The sequence below is a fragment of the Microtetraspora fusca genome, assembly GCF_001570365.1.
GTDB classification, from domain to species: domain Bacteria; phylum Actinomycetota; class Actinomycetes; order Streptosporangiales; family Streptosporangiaceae; genus Microtetraspora; species Microtetraspora fusca.
Genome location: NZ_BBYK01000093.1, coordinates 13,014 through 27,389, shown reverse-complemented (window position 1 = coordinate 27,389; position 14,376 = coordinate 13,014). Strand labels below are relative to the sequence as shown.

Annotated in this window: 16 protein-coding genes; 9 read left to right on the top strand and 7 right to left on the bottom strand. The window is 68.6% G+C overall.

The genetic code is table 11. The annotated features are described in order from the left end of the window. Positions 1–9 precede the first annotated feature (9 nt). The 4 genes from AWQ68_RS45520 to AWQ68_RS43265 form a co-directional block, all read right to left on the bottom strand. Positions 10–201 (bottom strand): LuxR C-terminal-related transcriptional regulator, encoded by a 192-nt coding sequence (locus AWQ68_RS45520; RefSeq protein WP_281217864.1) that lies wholly within the window; start codon positions 199–201, stop codon positions 10–12. A gap of 209 nt (positions 202–410) precedes the next feature. Beyond that, entirely contained in the window at positions 411–716 is a 306-nt protein-coding gene (locus tag AWQ68_RS39200; RefSeq protein ID WP_066951471.1) for a hypothetical protein, read from the bottom strand. Between the two features lie 27 nt (positions 717–743). Beyond that, a complete protein-coding gene (locus AWQ68_RS43270) occupies positions 744–917 on the bottom strand; it encodes a hypothetical protein (RefSeq protein ID WP_157546481.1) in 174 nt (57 codons plus the stop codon). A gap of 274 nt (positions 918–1,191) precedes the next feature. After that, on the bottom strand, positions 1,192–1,446 hold the full coding sequence (locus tag AWQ68_RS43265; protein WP_157546478.1) for a hypothetical protein: 255 nt from the start codon (positions 1,444–1,446) through the stop codon (positions 1,192–1,194). 102 nt (positions 1,447–1,548) lie between these two features. On the opposite strand from AWQ68_RS43265, the gene AWQ68_RS39195 reads away from it, so the two are divergent. Genes AWQ68_RS39195 through AWQ68_RS39185 form a run of 3 tightly spaced genes read left to right on the top strand, consistent with a single transcriptional unit; the run spans position 1,549 to position 4,980 of the window. Then, positions 1,549–2,505 (top strand): branched-chain amino acid ABC transporter permease, encoded by a 957-nt coding sequence (locus AWQ68_RS39195; RefSeq protein ID WP_066951469.1) that lies wholly within the window; start codon positions 1,549–1,551, stop codon positions 2,503–2,505. Further along, positions 2,502–4,229: a branched-chain amino acid ABC transporter ATP-binding protein/permease gene (locus AWQ68_RS39190; protein ID WP_066951466.1), complete on the top strand. Its 1,728-nt coding sequence runs from the start codon at positions 2,502–2,504 to the stop codon at positions 4,227–4,229. Before AWQ68_RS39195 ends, AWQ68_RS39190 begins: the two co-directional genes overlap by 4 nt. A gap of 19 nt (positions 4,230–4,248) precedes the next feature. Beyond that, positions 4,249–4,980, top strand: coding sequence for an ABC transporter ATP-binding protein (locus AWQ68_RS39185; protein WP_066951463.1), 732 nt, complete (start codon positions 4,249–4,251; stop codon positions 4,978–4,980). 141 nt (positions 4,981–5,121) lie between these two features. Here AWQ68_RS39185 and AWQ68_RS39180 read toward each other — a convergent pair whose 3' ends face one another. Next, positions 5,122–6,429: an ABC transporter substrate-binding protein gene (locus AWQ68_RS39180; protein ID WP_169809074.1), complete on the bottom strand. Its 1,308-nt coding sequence runs from the start codon at positions 6,427–6,429 to the stop codon at positions 5,122–5,124. Positions 6,430–6,467: 38 nt separating this feature from the next. Between AWQ68_RS39180 and AWQ68_RS43260 the strand changes: the two genes are divergently transcribed. The 3 genes from AWQ68_RS43260 (at position 6,468) to AWQ68_RS39170 (ending at position 10,456) form a co-directional block, all read left to right on the top strand. Then, entirely contained in the window at positions 6,468–6,956 is a 489-nt protein-coding gene (locus AWQ68_RS43260) for a hypothetical protein (protein ID WP_157546475.1), read from the top strand. Positions 6,957–7,172: 216 nt separating this feature from the next. Beyond that, on the top strand, positions 7,173–7,592 hold the full coding sequence (locus tag AWQ68_RS46325) for a transposase (protein WP_373281576.1): 420 nt from the start codon (positions 7,173–7,175) through the stop codon (positions 7,590–7,592). Between the two features lie 494 nt (positions 7,593–8,086). Beyond that, positions 8,087–10,456, top strand: coding sequence for a WD40/YVTN/BNR-like repeat-containing protein (locus tag AWQ68_RS39170; protein ID WP_066951454.1), 2,370 nt, complete (start codon positions 8,087–8,089; stop codon positions 10,454–10,456). Between the two features lie 151 nt (positions 10,457–10,607). Here AWQ68_RS39170 and AWQ68_RS39165 read toward each other — a convergent pair whose 3' ends face one another. Further along, entirely contained in the window at positions 10,608–10,988 is a 381-nt protein-coding gene (locus AWQ68_RS39165; protein WP_218007243.1) for a hypothetical protein, read from the bottom strand. Positions 10,989–11,028: 40 nt separating this feature from the next. Next, positions 11,029–11,280, bottom strand: coding sequence for a hypothetical protein (locus tag AWQ68_RS43255; RefSeq protein WP_157546472.1), 252 nt, complete (start codon positions 11,278–11,280; stop codon positions 11,029–11,031). A 445-nt stretch (positions 11,281–11,725) separates the two neighbouring features. On the opposite strand from AWQ68_RS43255, the gene AWQ68_RS39155 reads away from it, so the two are divergent. The 3 genes from AWQ68_RS39155 to AWQ68_RS39145 are packed head-to-tail and all read left to right on the top strand — an operon-like array spanning position 11,726 to position 14,354. Next, positions 11,726–12,547, top strand: coding sequence for a CPBP family intramembrane glutamic endopeptidase (locus AWQ68_RS39155; protein WP_066951449.1), 822 nt, complete (start codon positions 11,726–11,728; stop codon positions 12,545–12,547). Further along, positions 12,544–13,698, top strand: a complete 1,155-nt coding sequence (locus tag AWQ68_RS39150) for a sensor histidine kinase (protein ID WP_066951447.1) — start codon at positions 12,544–12,546, stop codon at positions 13,696–13,698. The genes AWQ68_RS39155 and AWQ68_RS39150 overlap by 4 nt, the downstream gene beginning before the upstream one ends. Beyond that, on the top strand, positions 13,695–14,354 hold the full coding sequence (locus tag AWQ68_RS39145; protein WP_066951443.1) for a response regulator: 660 nt from the start codon (positions 13,695–13,697) through the stop codon (positions 14,352–14,354). Before AWQ68_RS39150 ends, AWQ68_RS39145 begins: the two co-directional genes overlap by 4 nt. The last annotated feature ends 22 nt before the right edge of the window (positions 14,355–14,376 follow it).

The following is a 14,376-nucleotide window of genomic DNA, read 5'->3' as shown; positions in this document are numbered from 1 at the left end:
CAGGGCCCGTCACCCGCCTTCCCCGAGGTCTCCTACCGCCGCTGATGACCCCTGCCCACCGGCCGTGACCACGCCGCCCTTGTAGGCGGCGATGACGAGCTGCGCCCGGTCGTGCGCGGCGAGCTTGGCCAGCAGGCTGCGGATATGGGTCTTGACCGTCACCGGCCCAATGCCGAGCCGCTCACCTCCCGCTCCCGTCAATTGGGTCGGCCCCGCCGCCAGCCGGGCCGGGATTCCGGTGGGCTCGCGCCGGGCGAACTCCCCGATCAGCCGCGTGGTGACCGACGGGGCCGACCAGCAGCCGCTACGGCCGCCACGGCACCCGCGATCTCCTGGGGGGCGTGTACCGGATTGCCCGTGTCCACTGCGGGCCTGGATTGCGGCAAGCTGACCGTGCCGCTCGACTACGGCTACCCGAGAGCCGAGACCATCGACGTCGCGGTGATCAGAGCGAAGGCCACCGGCACCCGGACCGGCTCGCTGGTGATGAACTTCGGCGGCGGCGGCAACGGCGTCATCAACCTGGCGGTGAGCCACCAGAAGTACGCGGCGAGACGGTCCTTCTTGGCGGCCAGATCCGTCAGGACCCGGGCGGGCTCGTTGTGCACGATGTGCCGCTCACACCGCACGCTCACAGTGGCCGCGATCTGCGGCTGCTCACATTCGGGCACCTCCATGTAGGCACGGCCGTACACGCCCGGCCGGGCGAAGGACATCGGATCACCCGCCGTACGCGAGGAGAATCAATGCCCCGTCTCGCACCGGCCGGCGATCTCCTCGGCCTCGGCGATACGAGCACGCAGGAACGCGATCAGGTCATCCATCGGGACTCGACCCTCATCACTCGGTAAGAGCAGGTGGGTTCCCATCATGACGCCGAACCGCGCCGGCACCGACGACAGCGAGCAGCGGATCACCCTCCGCGATGAGATTCTTCCTCCTCCTGAGTACGTTCTTCTGCCCGACCGGACGAAGTAGCCAAAAGCCATCGCCCGACCGCAAATGTCCACGCGGCGCGGTCCTGCCGGTCAGACGAAGGAAAACAGAAGAGAGGGCCCGCCTGAGATCAAGCGGGCCCTCTCGACGGTTGGTCAGTTCAGCGCCTTGCCGGTCCTATCGCTCAGGCTGGCCAGCCGCCCTTCGCACGTCGCCACGGGCGCTGATCATCGCGGCGGTGGACTCGGCGGCGGCTTAGACCCCGACGGTGTTGAAGGACCGGTTGTCTCGTCGCTCCCGCTCGGCGGCAAGCCGCCGCCGGAAGTCGGCGTTCCATTCGGTGACACGCTCATCCGTCCAGACCACCCGGCATCTACAAGGCGCGCTGCTGCGAGCCTGGGCTGCCTCGGTGAACGCGGCTTCGCCCTGCTGGTTGGAATTGTCGAAATTGTTGGAGAAATGAAGGGATGACGCGCGCAGCGATCTGGCATCTGTCGCACGGATCCGCACGCGGGCGCGGAGGCTATAGGATCCTCCGAAAACTGACGAAGGGTGCGTCTCCATCTACTGCTATCACTCATCGGGCTCGCCGGTCGCTGAGGATGGTGTTCGGTGAGCGGCGGGGTGGCCCTTCAGGCGTTCCTGAGCGGGTTGGCTCTGGGTGCGGCCTACGGCTTGATCGCGATGGGGTTCAGCCTCGTCTACCGGCTCACCAGGGTGATCGCTTTCGCGCACGGTGATCTCGTGATCGGTGGCGTGTTCATCGGTGTGCTGATGGTGCTCGGGTCCACGCCGGTGGCGGCAGCCCTGGACGTGGCGCCCTCTGTCGGGCTGGCGGTGCTGGTCATCGCTGCCGGAGCCGCTCTGTCAGCGGGCGTCTACCTCATCGCCGTAAGACCCTTCCTGCCGGCAGCCGGGCACCAGTCCAACCGCGGGGATGTCCTGGGCTGGGTGGCGGGTGGTCTGGCGGCTGGGCTGCTGGTCCGGGAGGTCCTCGGGCTGGTGCTCACTCAGGACGCCTACGCGGTGCCGGATCCGTTGCGGCTGGGTCGGTTGACGCCTTCAGGGGTGCTGCAGCTGCCCGGCGGAGGGACGGTGGCGGTTCGCGCTCTCGGTGTCATAGGGATCGGGCTGGCTGTGGGGATCCTGGTCGAGCGGCTGCTCGTGGTCACCCGGACCGGCACGGCGATGAAAGCGGTCAGTGAGGATCCCACTGCTGCCGCGCTGCTCGGACTTCCGGTGCGGCGGCTGGTGCTCATCGCTTTCGTGGTGGCCGGCGCGTTGGGAGGTCTGGCGGGGCTTCTGATCTCGCCGGACCGTTCGCTCGGTGTTGACGATGGCGTCATTCTCGGCCTCAAGGCGATAGCGGCTGCGCTGTTGGGCGGCCTGGGATCGGTGCGTGGCGCGCTGGCCGGAGGGCTGGCGCTTGGTGTGATCGAGTCGTTCATCGTCGCGTCGAGCGTTCTCGGCCCGCGCTACGCCGACGTGGTACCGCTGGCGATCCTGCTGATCGTGCTGGCCTTGGGGCGGCAGGGCCTGCGATTGCGGCTGCGTGAGGACCCGGAATGATCGTCGACCTGGCACACCATCTGTATCTGTTGATCGCGGTGCTCGGGCTGGCTCTGCCCGTCTCGTACGGAGGGCAACCCGTCCTGTGCCAGGGCGCGTTCTTGGCCGTGGGCAGCTTCGGTGTCGTGCATCTGGAACGTGCGGGCTTGCCGCTCGCTGCGGCCGCGTTCGCCAGCGCCGTATTCGCGGCGTTCGCCGGCTACCTGGTCGGCCTGCTCACGGCTCGTCTGCGCGGCGCGGCGGTTGCGTTGTCGACGTGGGCGTTCGCCTGGCTCGTGTACGCACTGCTTCGTGCGTTTCCCGCCCTGTCCGGTGGAAGCCAAGGGCTGGTTCGCCCGTCACCGGCCCGTCTGCACTCACAGATCTTCGACGTGACCATCACCCTTACACCGCTGGTGCACGTCGCCGTGGCGGGGTCGGTGTGTCTGCTGTCGCTGGCCGCCGTCGCCCGATTGAACCGCGGGCCTGCCGGACTGGACTGGGCGGCCCTTCGCGAAGCTCCTGCACTGGCCACATCCCTCGGGGTGCCGGTGCTTCACCGCAGGGCTGCCCTCTTCGCCACGGCCGCGGCCATCGCAGCAGTGTCCGGCGCGGGCATCACCGTGCTGCTTGGGGTCGCCGCCCCGTCCGACGTCTCGCCGCTGCTGTCCCTCCAGCTGTTCGTGGCGGTGCTGATCGGGGGTGTGGCACGGCTGTGGGGGCCGGTGCTCGGCCTACTCGTGATCGCCGTGATTCCACCGCTGGCTGACGCGCTTGCCAGCACGGTCGGTCTTCCCTCTGAACGATCCGGTGGCGTGCTCACCGCCTTGGCGCTGGTCGCGGTTCCGTTCCTCCGCGGGCCGATCGAACGGCTCGCGGGCAGGTGGCCCGAGCGCGCGGAGCGCCCGCGTGAGCCAGCGGAACTCTCCGGGGAATCCGCCCGCGCCGCTTCCCGAGAGGGGGTGATGTTGGCTGCCCAGGGGTTGGACGTCGCGATTGGGGAGACGCACATCCTCACGGGGGTCGATCTGGAGGTACGAGCCGGAGAGGTCCACGCGCTCATCGGACCTAACGGCAGCGGCAAGACGACGGCCTTACGTGCCCTCGCCGGCGCCCTTCAGCCCACGGGCGGCCGGATTCTCGTGGAGGGGACCGACGTCACCGGGGCCGGCCAGCTCGACATGGTCAGGCGGGGCGTGACCCGTACGTTCCAGCACACGGTCGGTCTGGAGCGGCTTTGTCCTTACCGTCAGGTGCTGCTGGGTGTGCGCGGAGGAACACCGGTGCCGTTCGCCGCCGTCCGGCACCTTCTCGGAAGTGTGTCGGTACGGGACCACGCAGCCGCCGCTGACCGCGAGGCGTGGAGGGCGCTCCGTCTGACGGAACTCGCCGAGCGCGCGTTCGACCGCCCGAGGGAGCTCGGCGCCGGCGAACAACGCCTCCTGCAGGTGGCCCGGGCCGTGGCGACCGGGGCGCGTGTGCTCCTGCTCGACGAACCAGCCGTCGGCATGACCGGGCCGGAACGAGCCACGTTGTCCCGTGTGCTGCGTCGCCTCGCAGAAGGCGGCACGGCCATTCTGCTGGTCGAACATGACTTGGCGCTGGTCCACGGCGTCGCCGACAGGATCACCGTCCTGGAACGCGGCCGGGTGCTGGCGGGCGGAAGCCCCGAGTCCGTAGCCGCCGATCCTGCGGTACGCCGGGTCTACCTCGGCGATGTCGATCTATCGTCCGCCTCCGGCTGATGTACTGAGAGGAGACCGTGTGGCGCTGCTCGAGGTCCGCGGACTATGCGCCGGCTACGGCGCTGTCCCGGCGCTGGACGACGTGTCCTTTCATGTCGAGCGCGGCGAGATCGTCGCGTTGCTCGGCGGCAACGGCGCGGGTAAGACGACCGTCGCCCGTTCGGTGTCGGGCCTGCATCGGGCGAGCTCGGGCAAGGTGCTGTTCTACGGCCGGGACATCACCCGGTGCGGTCCGCAGCGGATCGTCCAGTTGGGACTGAGTCACGTATCCGACGGCAGACGCGTCTTCCCCAGTCTCACGGTCGAGGAGAACCTGGACCTCGGCGCCTATCTCGACGGCCGCCGGAAGAACGTCGTCGCCGAGCGCCGAGAGGGCGTCTACCGCACCTTTCCGCGACTGGCGGAGCGGCGTACCCAGCACGCCGGCAGCTTGTCCGGCGGAGAGCAGCAGATGCTCGTCATCGGCCGTGGCCTCATGTCGGAACCCTCGCTGCTGGTCCTCGACGAACCGTCCGCTGGTCTGGCTCCCACGTCGATTGCCGCGCTCGGCGAGAGCATCGCCGCCATTCGAGCGGGGGGCACGGCTGTTGTGCTCATCGAGCAACACCTTCAGGTGGCTCTGCAGCTCGCCGATCGGCTCGTCGTGCTGCAGGAAGGTCACGTGATCCTCAGTGGGCGCACTGCGGAGGTGGCGGCCGATCCGCGGATTGGACAGATGTATTTCGGAGACAGAAACCCCCTGAAGACCTAGCGAGCGATCCGCGCTGACCCGAGTCCGAGTTCCAGTAGACATCGCGCAGGGCACCGGTTCGGGCGGAGGACAGCAGTTCCCCCGTCCGAACCGACCCTGACGGCTTCGTGGTGCGCGGGCATGGCACACAGTGACGGGGCGTCAGTCTTGTAGCTGGTTCACGGAGGGGAGGGTGTCGGAGAGCGGGTCGTCGGCGACGGGTTCGAAGACGAAGCCGTGGAACCGGGCGAAGTACATGTCGCTGGGGTTGACACCCTCGTGCTGGTTGGGCCCGTAGCCGCGATAGTCACCGTTGGCGCCGGTGATGCTGACCTTGTTCAGGGCCTCCATGAGCGGTTTGCCCAGTTCGCCGCCCTCGCTGAGCGAAGCGGCGATCAGGTGAACCGCGTCGTAGGAAAACATCGGCCAGTCTGGCGGCTGCACGACCTGCTTGCCGTCCTGCTGGACGCCGACCAGATCGACCCCCATCTTCGCCTCGTAGTTGGCGCGGAACTGCTCAAACGGCTTCGGCCCGACCTCGCTGGTCATCCGGAACGAGGCGAAGGTGACCTGGTCGAGCCAGTCCGGATGCTCGGCGAGGCGCCGGCGGACCAGCGGGTCTTCACCGGTCGGCCCGGTATAGATGGGCACCTTCCAGCCCAGCGCGTGGACGGCCTGGATCGCGGCGATCACGTCGCTCGCGCTGGCCCATACGACCAGCCTGTCGGCGCCTGCCTGCCGCGCGGCCAGCACCTGCGTTGTCAGGTCGGAGGAGCGTGCCGGTGCCTTCTGATCCGCCACCACCTCCACCTCGTCGATCTTGAAGGCTTGCAGCAGCGCGTCCCGGCCCTGTTCTCCGTATGTGGAGTCGTCACTGATCACGCCGACCTTGGGGCGGCTGTTCGCGATGTAGTCGGCGAGCCTGCGTGCCATGGGCTTGTTGGCCGGCGCCATCCGGAACAGGCTCGGCCAGCGGGACGGGTCGATCAGCGCCTCGCCGCCTTCGAAGCAGATGAAGACCGGCAGGTGTGCAGGGTCGGTGACCGAGGCAACGGAGGCCGCGCCGGTTCCGTCGGTGAGCAGAACGGCCGCGTGGTCGTCGACTGCCTTGCGGGCGTTCGCCGCGGCTTTGGCCGGCGACCCGGCGTTGTCGAGCACCGCCAGCTTGACTCGGCGTGCTCCGGACGGGGTGGTGACCCCGCCGTGTGCGTTGAGCTCCTCGATCGCGAGCCGCGCCCCTCGTTCGATGAAGGTGCCGATCCACGGCTCAGTGGACATCGGCGCGCTGACCACCACCAGCACATCGGTGGATGCCCCCTGCGATTTGCCGCCCGAACAAGCGGAGACCAGGACGATGAGCGGAATGAGCAACATCGTCGTGCCCCGAAGCCTATGGCCACGCCAGCAAACCTGATAGCGTCGCCGCCCACGGCTGCGTCCGCCCGTTTTAGGGGTTTCCTGCCGATACATGCGCAGGACCATATCCTACGTTTCTGGGAGTCCATTTCATGACCATCAAGCGACTGCTCGCCATGGCGAGCGTCACTGTGGCCGCTGTGGCGTCTCTTGCCGGCTGCGGGGGAAATTCGAATAACGCAGATTCGAACAGCTCCGCGAGCACGACTCCGGAGGCGGCGAGCCCTGCGGCAGCGGGCAACGGCATCGCCTGCGCACAAGCCGGCGACCTGAATGCCACTCCCGACTTGAAGCCGCCCGCGGACGTGCCGATGTTGCCTGGCGGCCAGATCTACCTGGCCAAGGGGCCCTTCGGCAAGACCCAGCTGTTCTTCCTCTGGAAGGACGCGGATCCCACAAAGCTCGACGCTGTCCGTGACGAGGCAGCCGACGTCCTCGCCAAGGCCGGATACACGATCGAGCGCAAGGACCAGGAAGAAGGTTCGGAAGCCGAAGCACACCTGTCCGGACCTCACGACGTCGCCATCCAGGTGATCCAGCTGTGCGAAGGGAAGGTACGGATCAAGTACAACATCTCGTAAGGGAACAAACCGCAGCCGGCGGGAGGAGTCAGCCCTCCCGCCGAGCTACCTGAAGATCATCCCTCCGTACGACATCGACGCCCGGCACAGCGTCAAGCGGGATACCGCCTGGGCCGGGTACAAGGTGCATCTCACCGATACCTGCGCCCCCGGCCCGCCAGTGGGGGCTCACCCTGGTCTCCGCCGCCGACGGCCGATCACTCCCCGCGGGCCCGCGTGGGCGAGGGCGACGATCGGCCGCATTCCGCATCGACTGGGAGAACCAGCAGGCCACCTGCCCGCAAGGCCAGACCAGCGCGTCCTGGATTCCGTGCCGGCAGCGCTGGTGTCGAGGCGATCGTGGTCCGGTTCCCCGCCGAGGCCTTCCGGCCGTTCCCGGTCCGAGACGTCTGCACTCACTCGGACGGCCGTGGCCGGCAACTCTCGATCAGGCCGCGTCCCCGGCACGGGGCCCTCAAACTGGGCCGCGCCACGCAGAGCATCCAAAAATGGAATGCCCGCTACGCGGCCCGATCTGGGAAGGAAGGAACGATCAGCCAGGCGGTAGCGGTCACCGGCATCCGCCGCGTTCGCTACATCTACGTGCTCAAGCTGAACGCCGTCCTACACCTGTCGAAAGTTGATCCATACGTATAACCATCGGTGGAGACACTTCTGCGATGGTCCTGATCGCGGAGATCGACGAGCAGGTGCGGGCGGCAAGTTCGATGCGTCGCTGCCGCATTTGGGCGAGCGCCAGAGGCGTTTGACCCGGCAGCCGAAGCACTGCCGCTGGGCCACCACGACTTCCACGGCGAGTGGGACTACACCATCAGCCGGCAGATGCGTCCACTTCGCGGTGATGTGACCGTGCCTTTGTGTTGAAGGCCGCCGCAGCGATCACCCTCCTGCGGATCGACGCCTCGCGGACCGACACACCTTTCGCGCGTACCCGGACCACTCACCTGACCTGCCTCGATCTACGCCTCGCAGCGTGATCGGGAGGTAGCCGGCGGGGGTCTGATCGACCGTCTCACTTCGACAAATGTCGGATTGACTATATTTGCCGCCCCTTTTTACCTTTAGGCGCTAACTGTTTACCCGTGGACGGGTGACTAGGAGGCGGAGTGATCAAGAGACGAGATGTCCGAATGAGGCGGCCTACGCTGCCGCTGATCGGTACGGTGGGGGTGCTCGCACTCGCCGTATCGGCCTTTACCTTCCAGGGGCCCGCGTCCTCGGACCAGGCAACCCGCACCTCGGCAGGCCAGCTGAGCCCCTCTCTGCAGTTGCCCGGCGAGGAGGAGGACGGTGGCCCCGCCGAACCGGCGGATTACCTCACGCAGAAGTTCACCTCCGGGCAGGAGGTGACGACGGCGCAAATCAAGCAAGCGGTCCAGCAGGCCAAGACGCTCAAGCCGGGCGACGGCACCTGGGAACTCGTCGGACCCGCCAATATCGGAGGCCGTGTCACTGACCTGGTTGTGGACCCCACCCACCCCGACACGTTGTACATCGCGGCATCGGGCGGCGGTATCTGGAAGAGCACGGATGCCGGCAACACTTTCGAGCCGGCCTGGCCGAGCGAGTACACGCAGACGATAGGCGCGCTGGCGATGGGCTCCGACGGCACGTTGTGGGCCGGGACCGGCGAGGCGAACCCGTCCGGCGGTGGCCTGACCTACTTCGGTGACGGTGTCTACAAGTCGACCGACGGCGGCAAGCACTGGCAACAGTGGGGCCTCACCGATAGCGGGGCGATCGGCAAGATCGTCATCGACCCCACAAACCCGAAGAATATCTTCGTCGCGGCTGCGGGGAACCTTTCCGGGTCGGCGAGTGAGCGCGGCATCTACCGGCTGACGAACGGCGGCAAGGACTGGAGGCTCGTCCTGCCGACGCCGAACAACACCACCGGCGGCGTGGACCTGGCGATCGACCCGACGAACCCCAAGCGGATCTTCGCGTCGCTGTGGGACCACCAGCGCAACAGCGGCCGCCGACTCTACGGCGGTGTCGGCTCCGGTCTGTACCGGTCCGACGACGGTGGGGACACGTGGAAGCGGCTGGAGAACGTGACCGGCAGGCATGTCGCTGACTCCACGGGCACCGGCCTCCAGAGCGACCCGGGCCTCGGCCGCATCGGAGTCGCGCTCGCGCCGAGCGACCCGAACCGGATCTACGTGATTTCCGGGACGACGATGGGTGCCGACAAGGGCTTCTATGTCTCGGACGACGGCGGCGACACGTTCGTGCCGAGCGGTCGTGCAGGTGGCAACAGCGGCTTCGAGTGGTGGTTCGGGCGCCTGTGGGTCGACCCGAAGGACAAGAACCACGTGTTCAATGCCGACGTCAACCTGCGCGAGTCCAAGGACGGCGGCGCGACGTGGGCTGCCTCCAGCGGCCCGCACGCCGACCAGCACGCGATTCAGTGGGACCCCAACGTCCCGGACCGGGTCTACCTGGGGAACGACGGCGGTGTCTACCGCTCTGACGCCAACGGCGCGACCCGCTCCTGGATCCACGCGACGTACGAGCCGTGGAACCAGTCCTACCACCTCGCGGTGGCCAAGGACGACCCGAACCGGCTCGCGACCGGCCTGCAGGACAACGGCAGCAACCGCACCTGGACCAACACCGCCGGGCCTTCGGACTTGACGCAGTGGAACTCCTATGGCGGCGGTGACGGCCACTACGTCCTGATCGACCCGAGCGACCACAACATCTACTACGAGTGCTCCCAGGTCGGAGTGTGCTCCCGGCACGAAGACGCGAACGGCGCTTCCCGCACCATCCGGTTCGGAAAGCGGGCCTCCTCGCGCATCACGACCGACGCCCCGATCGTCCTCGACCCGAACGACCCGTCGATTCTGTACTTCGGTGGCAACATCCTCGAGCGTTCGACTGACCGGGGCACGACCTTCACCCAGATCAGCCCGCCCGGGGACTTCCTCACGGGACCGGTTCCGGATGAGCAGGACGACAAGGGATCGTACGGGGGCCTGTACTCCGCGATCACCGCGATCGGTGTGGCCAAGACCAACGGCAACACGATCTACGTTGGCACCGACACCGGCCGGCTCTGGAAGACGACCGACCTCGGTGCCAACTGGACCGAGTTCACCGGCAAGGGTCTGCCCGTCCGGTGGGTGAACTCGATCGTGGTCGACCCGGCCAACGCCGACCATGTGTTCGTGGCCTACTCGGGCTACCGCGAGGGCGACTACGCGGCGAACATCTGGGAGACGACCGACGGCGGAAACGGCTGGCAGAACATCAGCGGAAACCTGCCGAACGCGCCCATCGAGATGCTCGCCTACGACCAGCCGAACGACCAGCTCTACGCGGCGACCGACTTCGGCGTCTTCTACAACAAGAACGGCAAGAAGAACTGGAAGCGGTTCGGCAACGGCCTGCCCAACACGCCGGTGCTCGACATCAAGATCACCGGTGACGGCAAGACGCTCTATGCGGCGACGTTCGGACGCAGCGTCTGGCAGATCCCGCTTCCACAGAAGTAGCGAACTGCAGTAGCGAACTGCAGTAGCGAACTGCGCCCGGACGATCAGGGAGGGCGGACCCACAAGGGCCCGTCCTCCCTGCGTTTGCGTCGCCCGGGGCCGCCCGCGGCCCGGCCGAGAAAGCCACTGATCCTGGACCTGGTCGGGCCGGTTACTCACCATGCGCTTGACGTGCGGCCTGCGCGGTGACGCGTTCGATTGCCTGGACGGCGACATCGGGCTGGTCGACGTAGATGTAGTGGCCGCTTTTCGTGGCCGTGCTCAGCTTGCTGCCGCTGGACAGCGCGAGCCACTTGCGCTGGCCCGCGGCCCACGCCTGCTCCAGGCGCGGCCCGTACTCGGGGACGGCCGCGAGGTACTGCTTCCCGTGCTGGATCACCTCCACCGGGATGTTCCCGGCGGAAGGGACCTTGCCGTCGGTGATGACGAGCTTCTCCGGGTTCTCGCCCCGGAATATCGCGAGGTTTCGCGCGCGCAACTCGGCCCGGCACCGTTCCTCACCGCGGTGCTGATGCAGCAGGTCGGCGGACACTCGCGCGGCAGTGAAGTGCGGCGGCCCTCCACCTGCGCAGTCAGGACATGAGCCTGCGCGACATCGCCGCCCAGCTCGTCATCATCCTCGACAACCGCAGCCAACTGGTGAACGTCCCGGTGACCGTGCACGGCAACGGTGGGGACAGCACGATCGCCGTGCAACTCCTCACCGCGGACGGCCGGCCGTACGGAAAGCCGGTCCACGTGACGGTCCGCGCCACCGGGTACACCGGCATCGCCCTCGTCATCGTCGGCGCCGCTCTCGCCATCATGCTGGCCGCCGTGGTCATGCGCATCCTGCGGCGCCGGTCCGGCAAGTCGCTTCCCCGAGGCGCCCAGGCGTCCTCCGGCCAGGCCGCCACCGAGCAGCGGCCCGTGTCCGCCGACCAGGGGCGCCGTGGCTGCGTCGTAACGCTACCGATCGGGCGGTCCGGGATCGTCACCACACGGTGGACATTCGCCGGTAGCTCGTGCGGGAGACAAGTGTGGCCTGTCGGAGAGGGGCGGGATCGCCGCGCTCTGTCGTGCGGTGCGGACGCCGCCGGAGATGTACGCGATCCATGGCGACGTCGAACGCAGCGGCGTCGTAGGACGAAACACATGTGCGCCTGTCCCCCGTGCGAGCTACCTGCAAGTGTCCACCGCACGGGGACGATTCCAGACCGCCGACTCCCTAGCGTTTCTCGGCGTAGCTGCGGCGCACTGTCGCGGAGTCCCCCACGTAAGGGAGTCGTCATGCGGTTGTTGAAACAGCTCGTGCCTGTCGCGGTGGTCGCCTTCGTCGGCGGCACGATCGTGGGCGCGGTGCAGGGGAACGCGCTCCTCACCTTGCTCCTCGGCGTCGCGACGGCCGTGCTCGCGGTGTTCGTGTACGCCCGGGTGGTGCGGTGGTCCGAGCACCGCGCACCGGTGGAGGTGGCGGCGCAAGGCGCCGCCCGCGCCATCGCACGGGGGGCGATGATCGGTGTCGCGCTGTTCGCGGCCGTCATCGTGAACATCGCTCTCGTGGGCGGCTACCGGATCGACGGCTGGGGCTCGCTGACGGGCGCGGTCGGGCAGCTCGGCTTCATGGCCGCCGCCGCGGTGACGGAGGAGCTGCTCTTTCGCGGCATCTTGTTCAGGATCGTCGAAGAACGCACGGGGACGTGGATGGCGCTGGCGCTGACCGGCCTGTTGTTCGGCCTGTCGCACCTGTTCAACCCGCACGCCGATCTGTGGGGCGCGATCGCCATCGCGATCGAGGCGGGCGGCATGCTCGCCGCCGCCTACGCCGCCACCCGCACCCTGTGGGTGCCGATCGGCGTGCACTTCGGCTGGAACTTCGCGGCGGCCGGCATCTTCGGCACCGAGGTCTCGGGCAACGGCGCGACGCAGGGGCTGCTGCACGGGGTGACGTCGGGCCCCGCCCTGCTCACGGGCGGCGAGTTCGGGCCGGAGGCGAGCCCGTACGCGGTGGTGTTCGGCCTGCTGCTGACGGTCGTGTTCATGTGGCTGGCCCGCAGGCGCGGCAACGTGGTCCCGCTCCGGCGCGGCACGACCGCTACCCTCGCCCAATGATCGATCTACGGCGGGTCACGGACCTGTGGCGGCGGTGCGACGTCGTGGTCCGGGATTTGCCGTTCGGGCTGCTGCTGGCCGTCGCATCGCTCCTGCCGGCCCTCCACGGCAAGGGGACGCAGGTCGGCGACATGCCGGCCCGTCCCTTCGACGCGCCGGCGTTCGTGGTGATCGCCCTGGAGTGCCTTCCGCTCGCCGTGCGCCGGCGGTGGCCGGCCGTGTCTCTGGCTCTGGTGTCGCTCGGCTTCGTCCTCGACCAGTTCCGCGCCTACCACGTGTTCGCGAGCAACGCGATGCCCATCGCGCTCATCAGCGCAGGCGCCCATCTGGAGCGCCACCGGCGCGTCACCGTGGTCCTCCTCTCCGTGGCGTACGTGCCGCTGGCGCTCGCGCTCGGCCGGCTCGGCGCGACCGAGAGGGTGGAAGGTTACGTGGTGTTCTACCTGGTCCTGGCCCTCGCGTGGGGCATCGGGGCCTGGCTGCGCTCCACCCGCGCCGCCGAGGCGGAACGCCGCCGCCACGTCGCCGAGGCCACCCGCGCCGCCGAACGCACCCGGCTCGCCCGCGAGCTCCACGACGTCGTGACGCACCACGTGACGGCGATGGTCGTGCAGGCCGAGGCCGCACGCTACCTGACCGCCGCCCCCGACCGCCTCGACGCGACGCTGAGCGCCGTCACCGACACCGGCCGGCGGGCCATCACCGACCTGCGGCACATGCTCGACCTGCTCAAAGCCGATCACGACACCGACGTCGGCATGCCCTCCGCCGGCGAGCTCCGCACCCTCGTGGAGCAGACCCGCCAGGCCGGGCAGCCGGTGGAGTTCAGCGAGGAGGGCAGTCCGGCGGAATCGGCGGGCAGCGCCGAGTTCGTGACCTATAGGGTCGTCCAGGAGGCCTTGACGAACGCCCTCAAATACGCCCACGGAAGCCCGACCGTGGTCCGGGTGCGCTACGGCGAGAAGGAGATCAGCGTGGCGGTGAGCACCAGCGGTTCCGGCTCGCGGGTCGGCTCTCCCGGCGGGAGCGGGCGGGGCCTGGCCGGGCTCCGCGAGCGGGTGGACGCCTTGGGCGGCGAGTTCAGCGCGGACCGGCAGGCGGGTGGCGGCTTCGTCGTACGGGCCCGCATCCCCGCGGGAAGCCCGTCGTGACCGCACCGGTCCGGGTCCTGGTCTGCGACGACCAGGCGCTGATCCGCACCGGGTTCGCGACGATCATCGATGCGCAGCCCGACCTGGAGGTGGTGGGCGAGTGCGGCGACGGGCGCGCCGCGGTCGACCTCGCCCGCCGGCTGAGTCCCGACATCGTCGTGATGGACGTGCGGATGCCGGTGCTCGACGGCATCGAGGCGACCCGCCTGCTGGCCGGCACCGGGGTAGCGGACCCCGTCAAGGTGCTCGTGGTGACGACGTTCAACCTGGACGAGTACGTGTACGAGGCGCTGCGCGCGGGGGCGAGCGGCTTCCTGCTCAAGGACGCCCCACCGGCGCAGCTCCTGCACGGCATCCGCACCGTCGCGGCGGGCGCCGCGCTGCTGGCGCCGGAGGTGACCCGTCAGCTCGTCGGCCGGTACGCGGCGCGCATCCGCCCCGCCGAGGGAACCCCGCACGACGTCGCGCTGACCCCGCGCGAACTTGAGGTACTGCGCCTCATCGCCGACGGCCTGTCCAACAGCGAGATCGCCGCGACGTTGGTGATCAGCCAGGAGACCGTCAAGACGTACGTGTCACGCATCCTCACCAAGCTCGACCTGCGTGACCGCGTGCAGGCGGTGGTCTACGCCTACCGCAGAGGCCTGGTGACCTGAGACCCACCGAACCGGCACCCCC

Coding starts and splice junctions, on each gene's coding strand:
- AWQ68_RS39170 (WP_066951454.1), top strand. CDS start 8,087: ATGAGGCGGCCTACGCTGCCGCTGATCGGTACGGTGGGGGTGCTCGCA.
- AWQ68_RS39150 (WP_066951447.1), top strand. CDS start 12,544: ATGATCGATCTACGGCGGGTCACGGACCTGTGGCGGCGGTGCGACGTC.
- AWQ68_RS39200 (WP_066951471.1), bottom strand. CDS start 716: ATGTCCTTCGCCCGGCCGGGCGTGTACGGCCGTGCCTACATGGAGGTG.
- AWQ68_RS43255 (WP_157546472.1), bottom strand. CDS start 11,280: ATGACCACGGCGGCCAGCATGATGGCGAGAGCGGCGCCGACGATGACG.
- AWQ68_RS39190 (WP_066951466.1), top strand. CDS start 2,502: ATGATCGTCGACCTGGCACACCATCTGTATCTGTTGATCGCGGTGCTC.
- AWQ68_RS39180 (WP_169809074.1), bottom strand. CDS start 6,429: ATGTATCGGCAGGAAACCCCTAAAACGGGCGGACGCAGCCGTGGGCGG.
- AWQ68_RS43260 (WP_157546475.1), top strand. CDS start 6,468: ATGACCATCAAGCGACTGCTCGCCATGGCGAGCGTCACTGTGGCCGCT.
- AWQ68_RS39155 (WP_066951449.1), top strand. CDS start 11,726: ATGCGGTTGTTGAAACAGCTCGTGCCTGTCGCGGTGGTCGCCTTCGTC.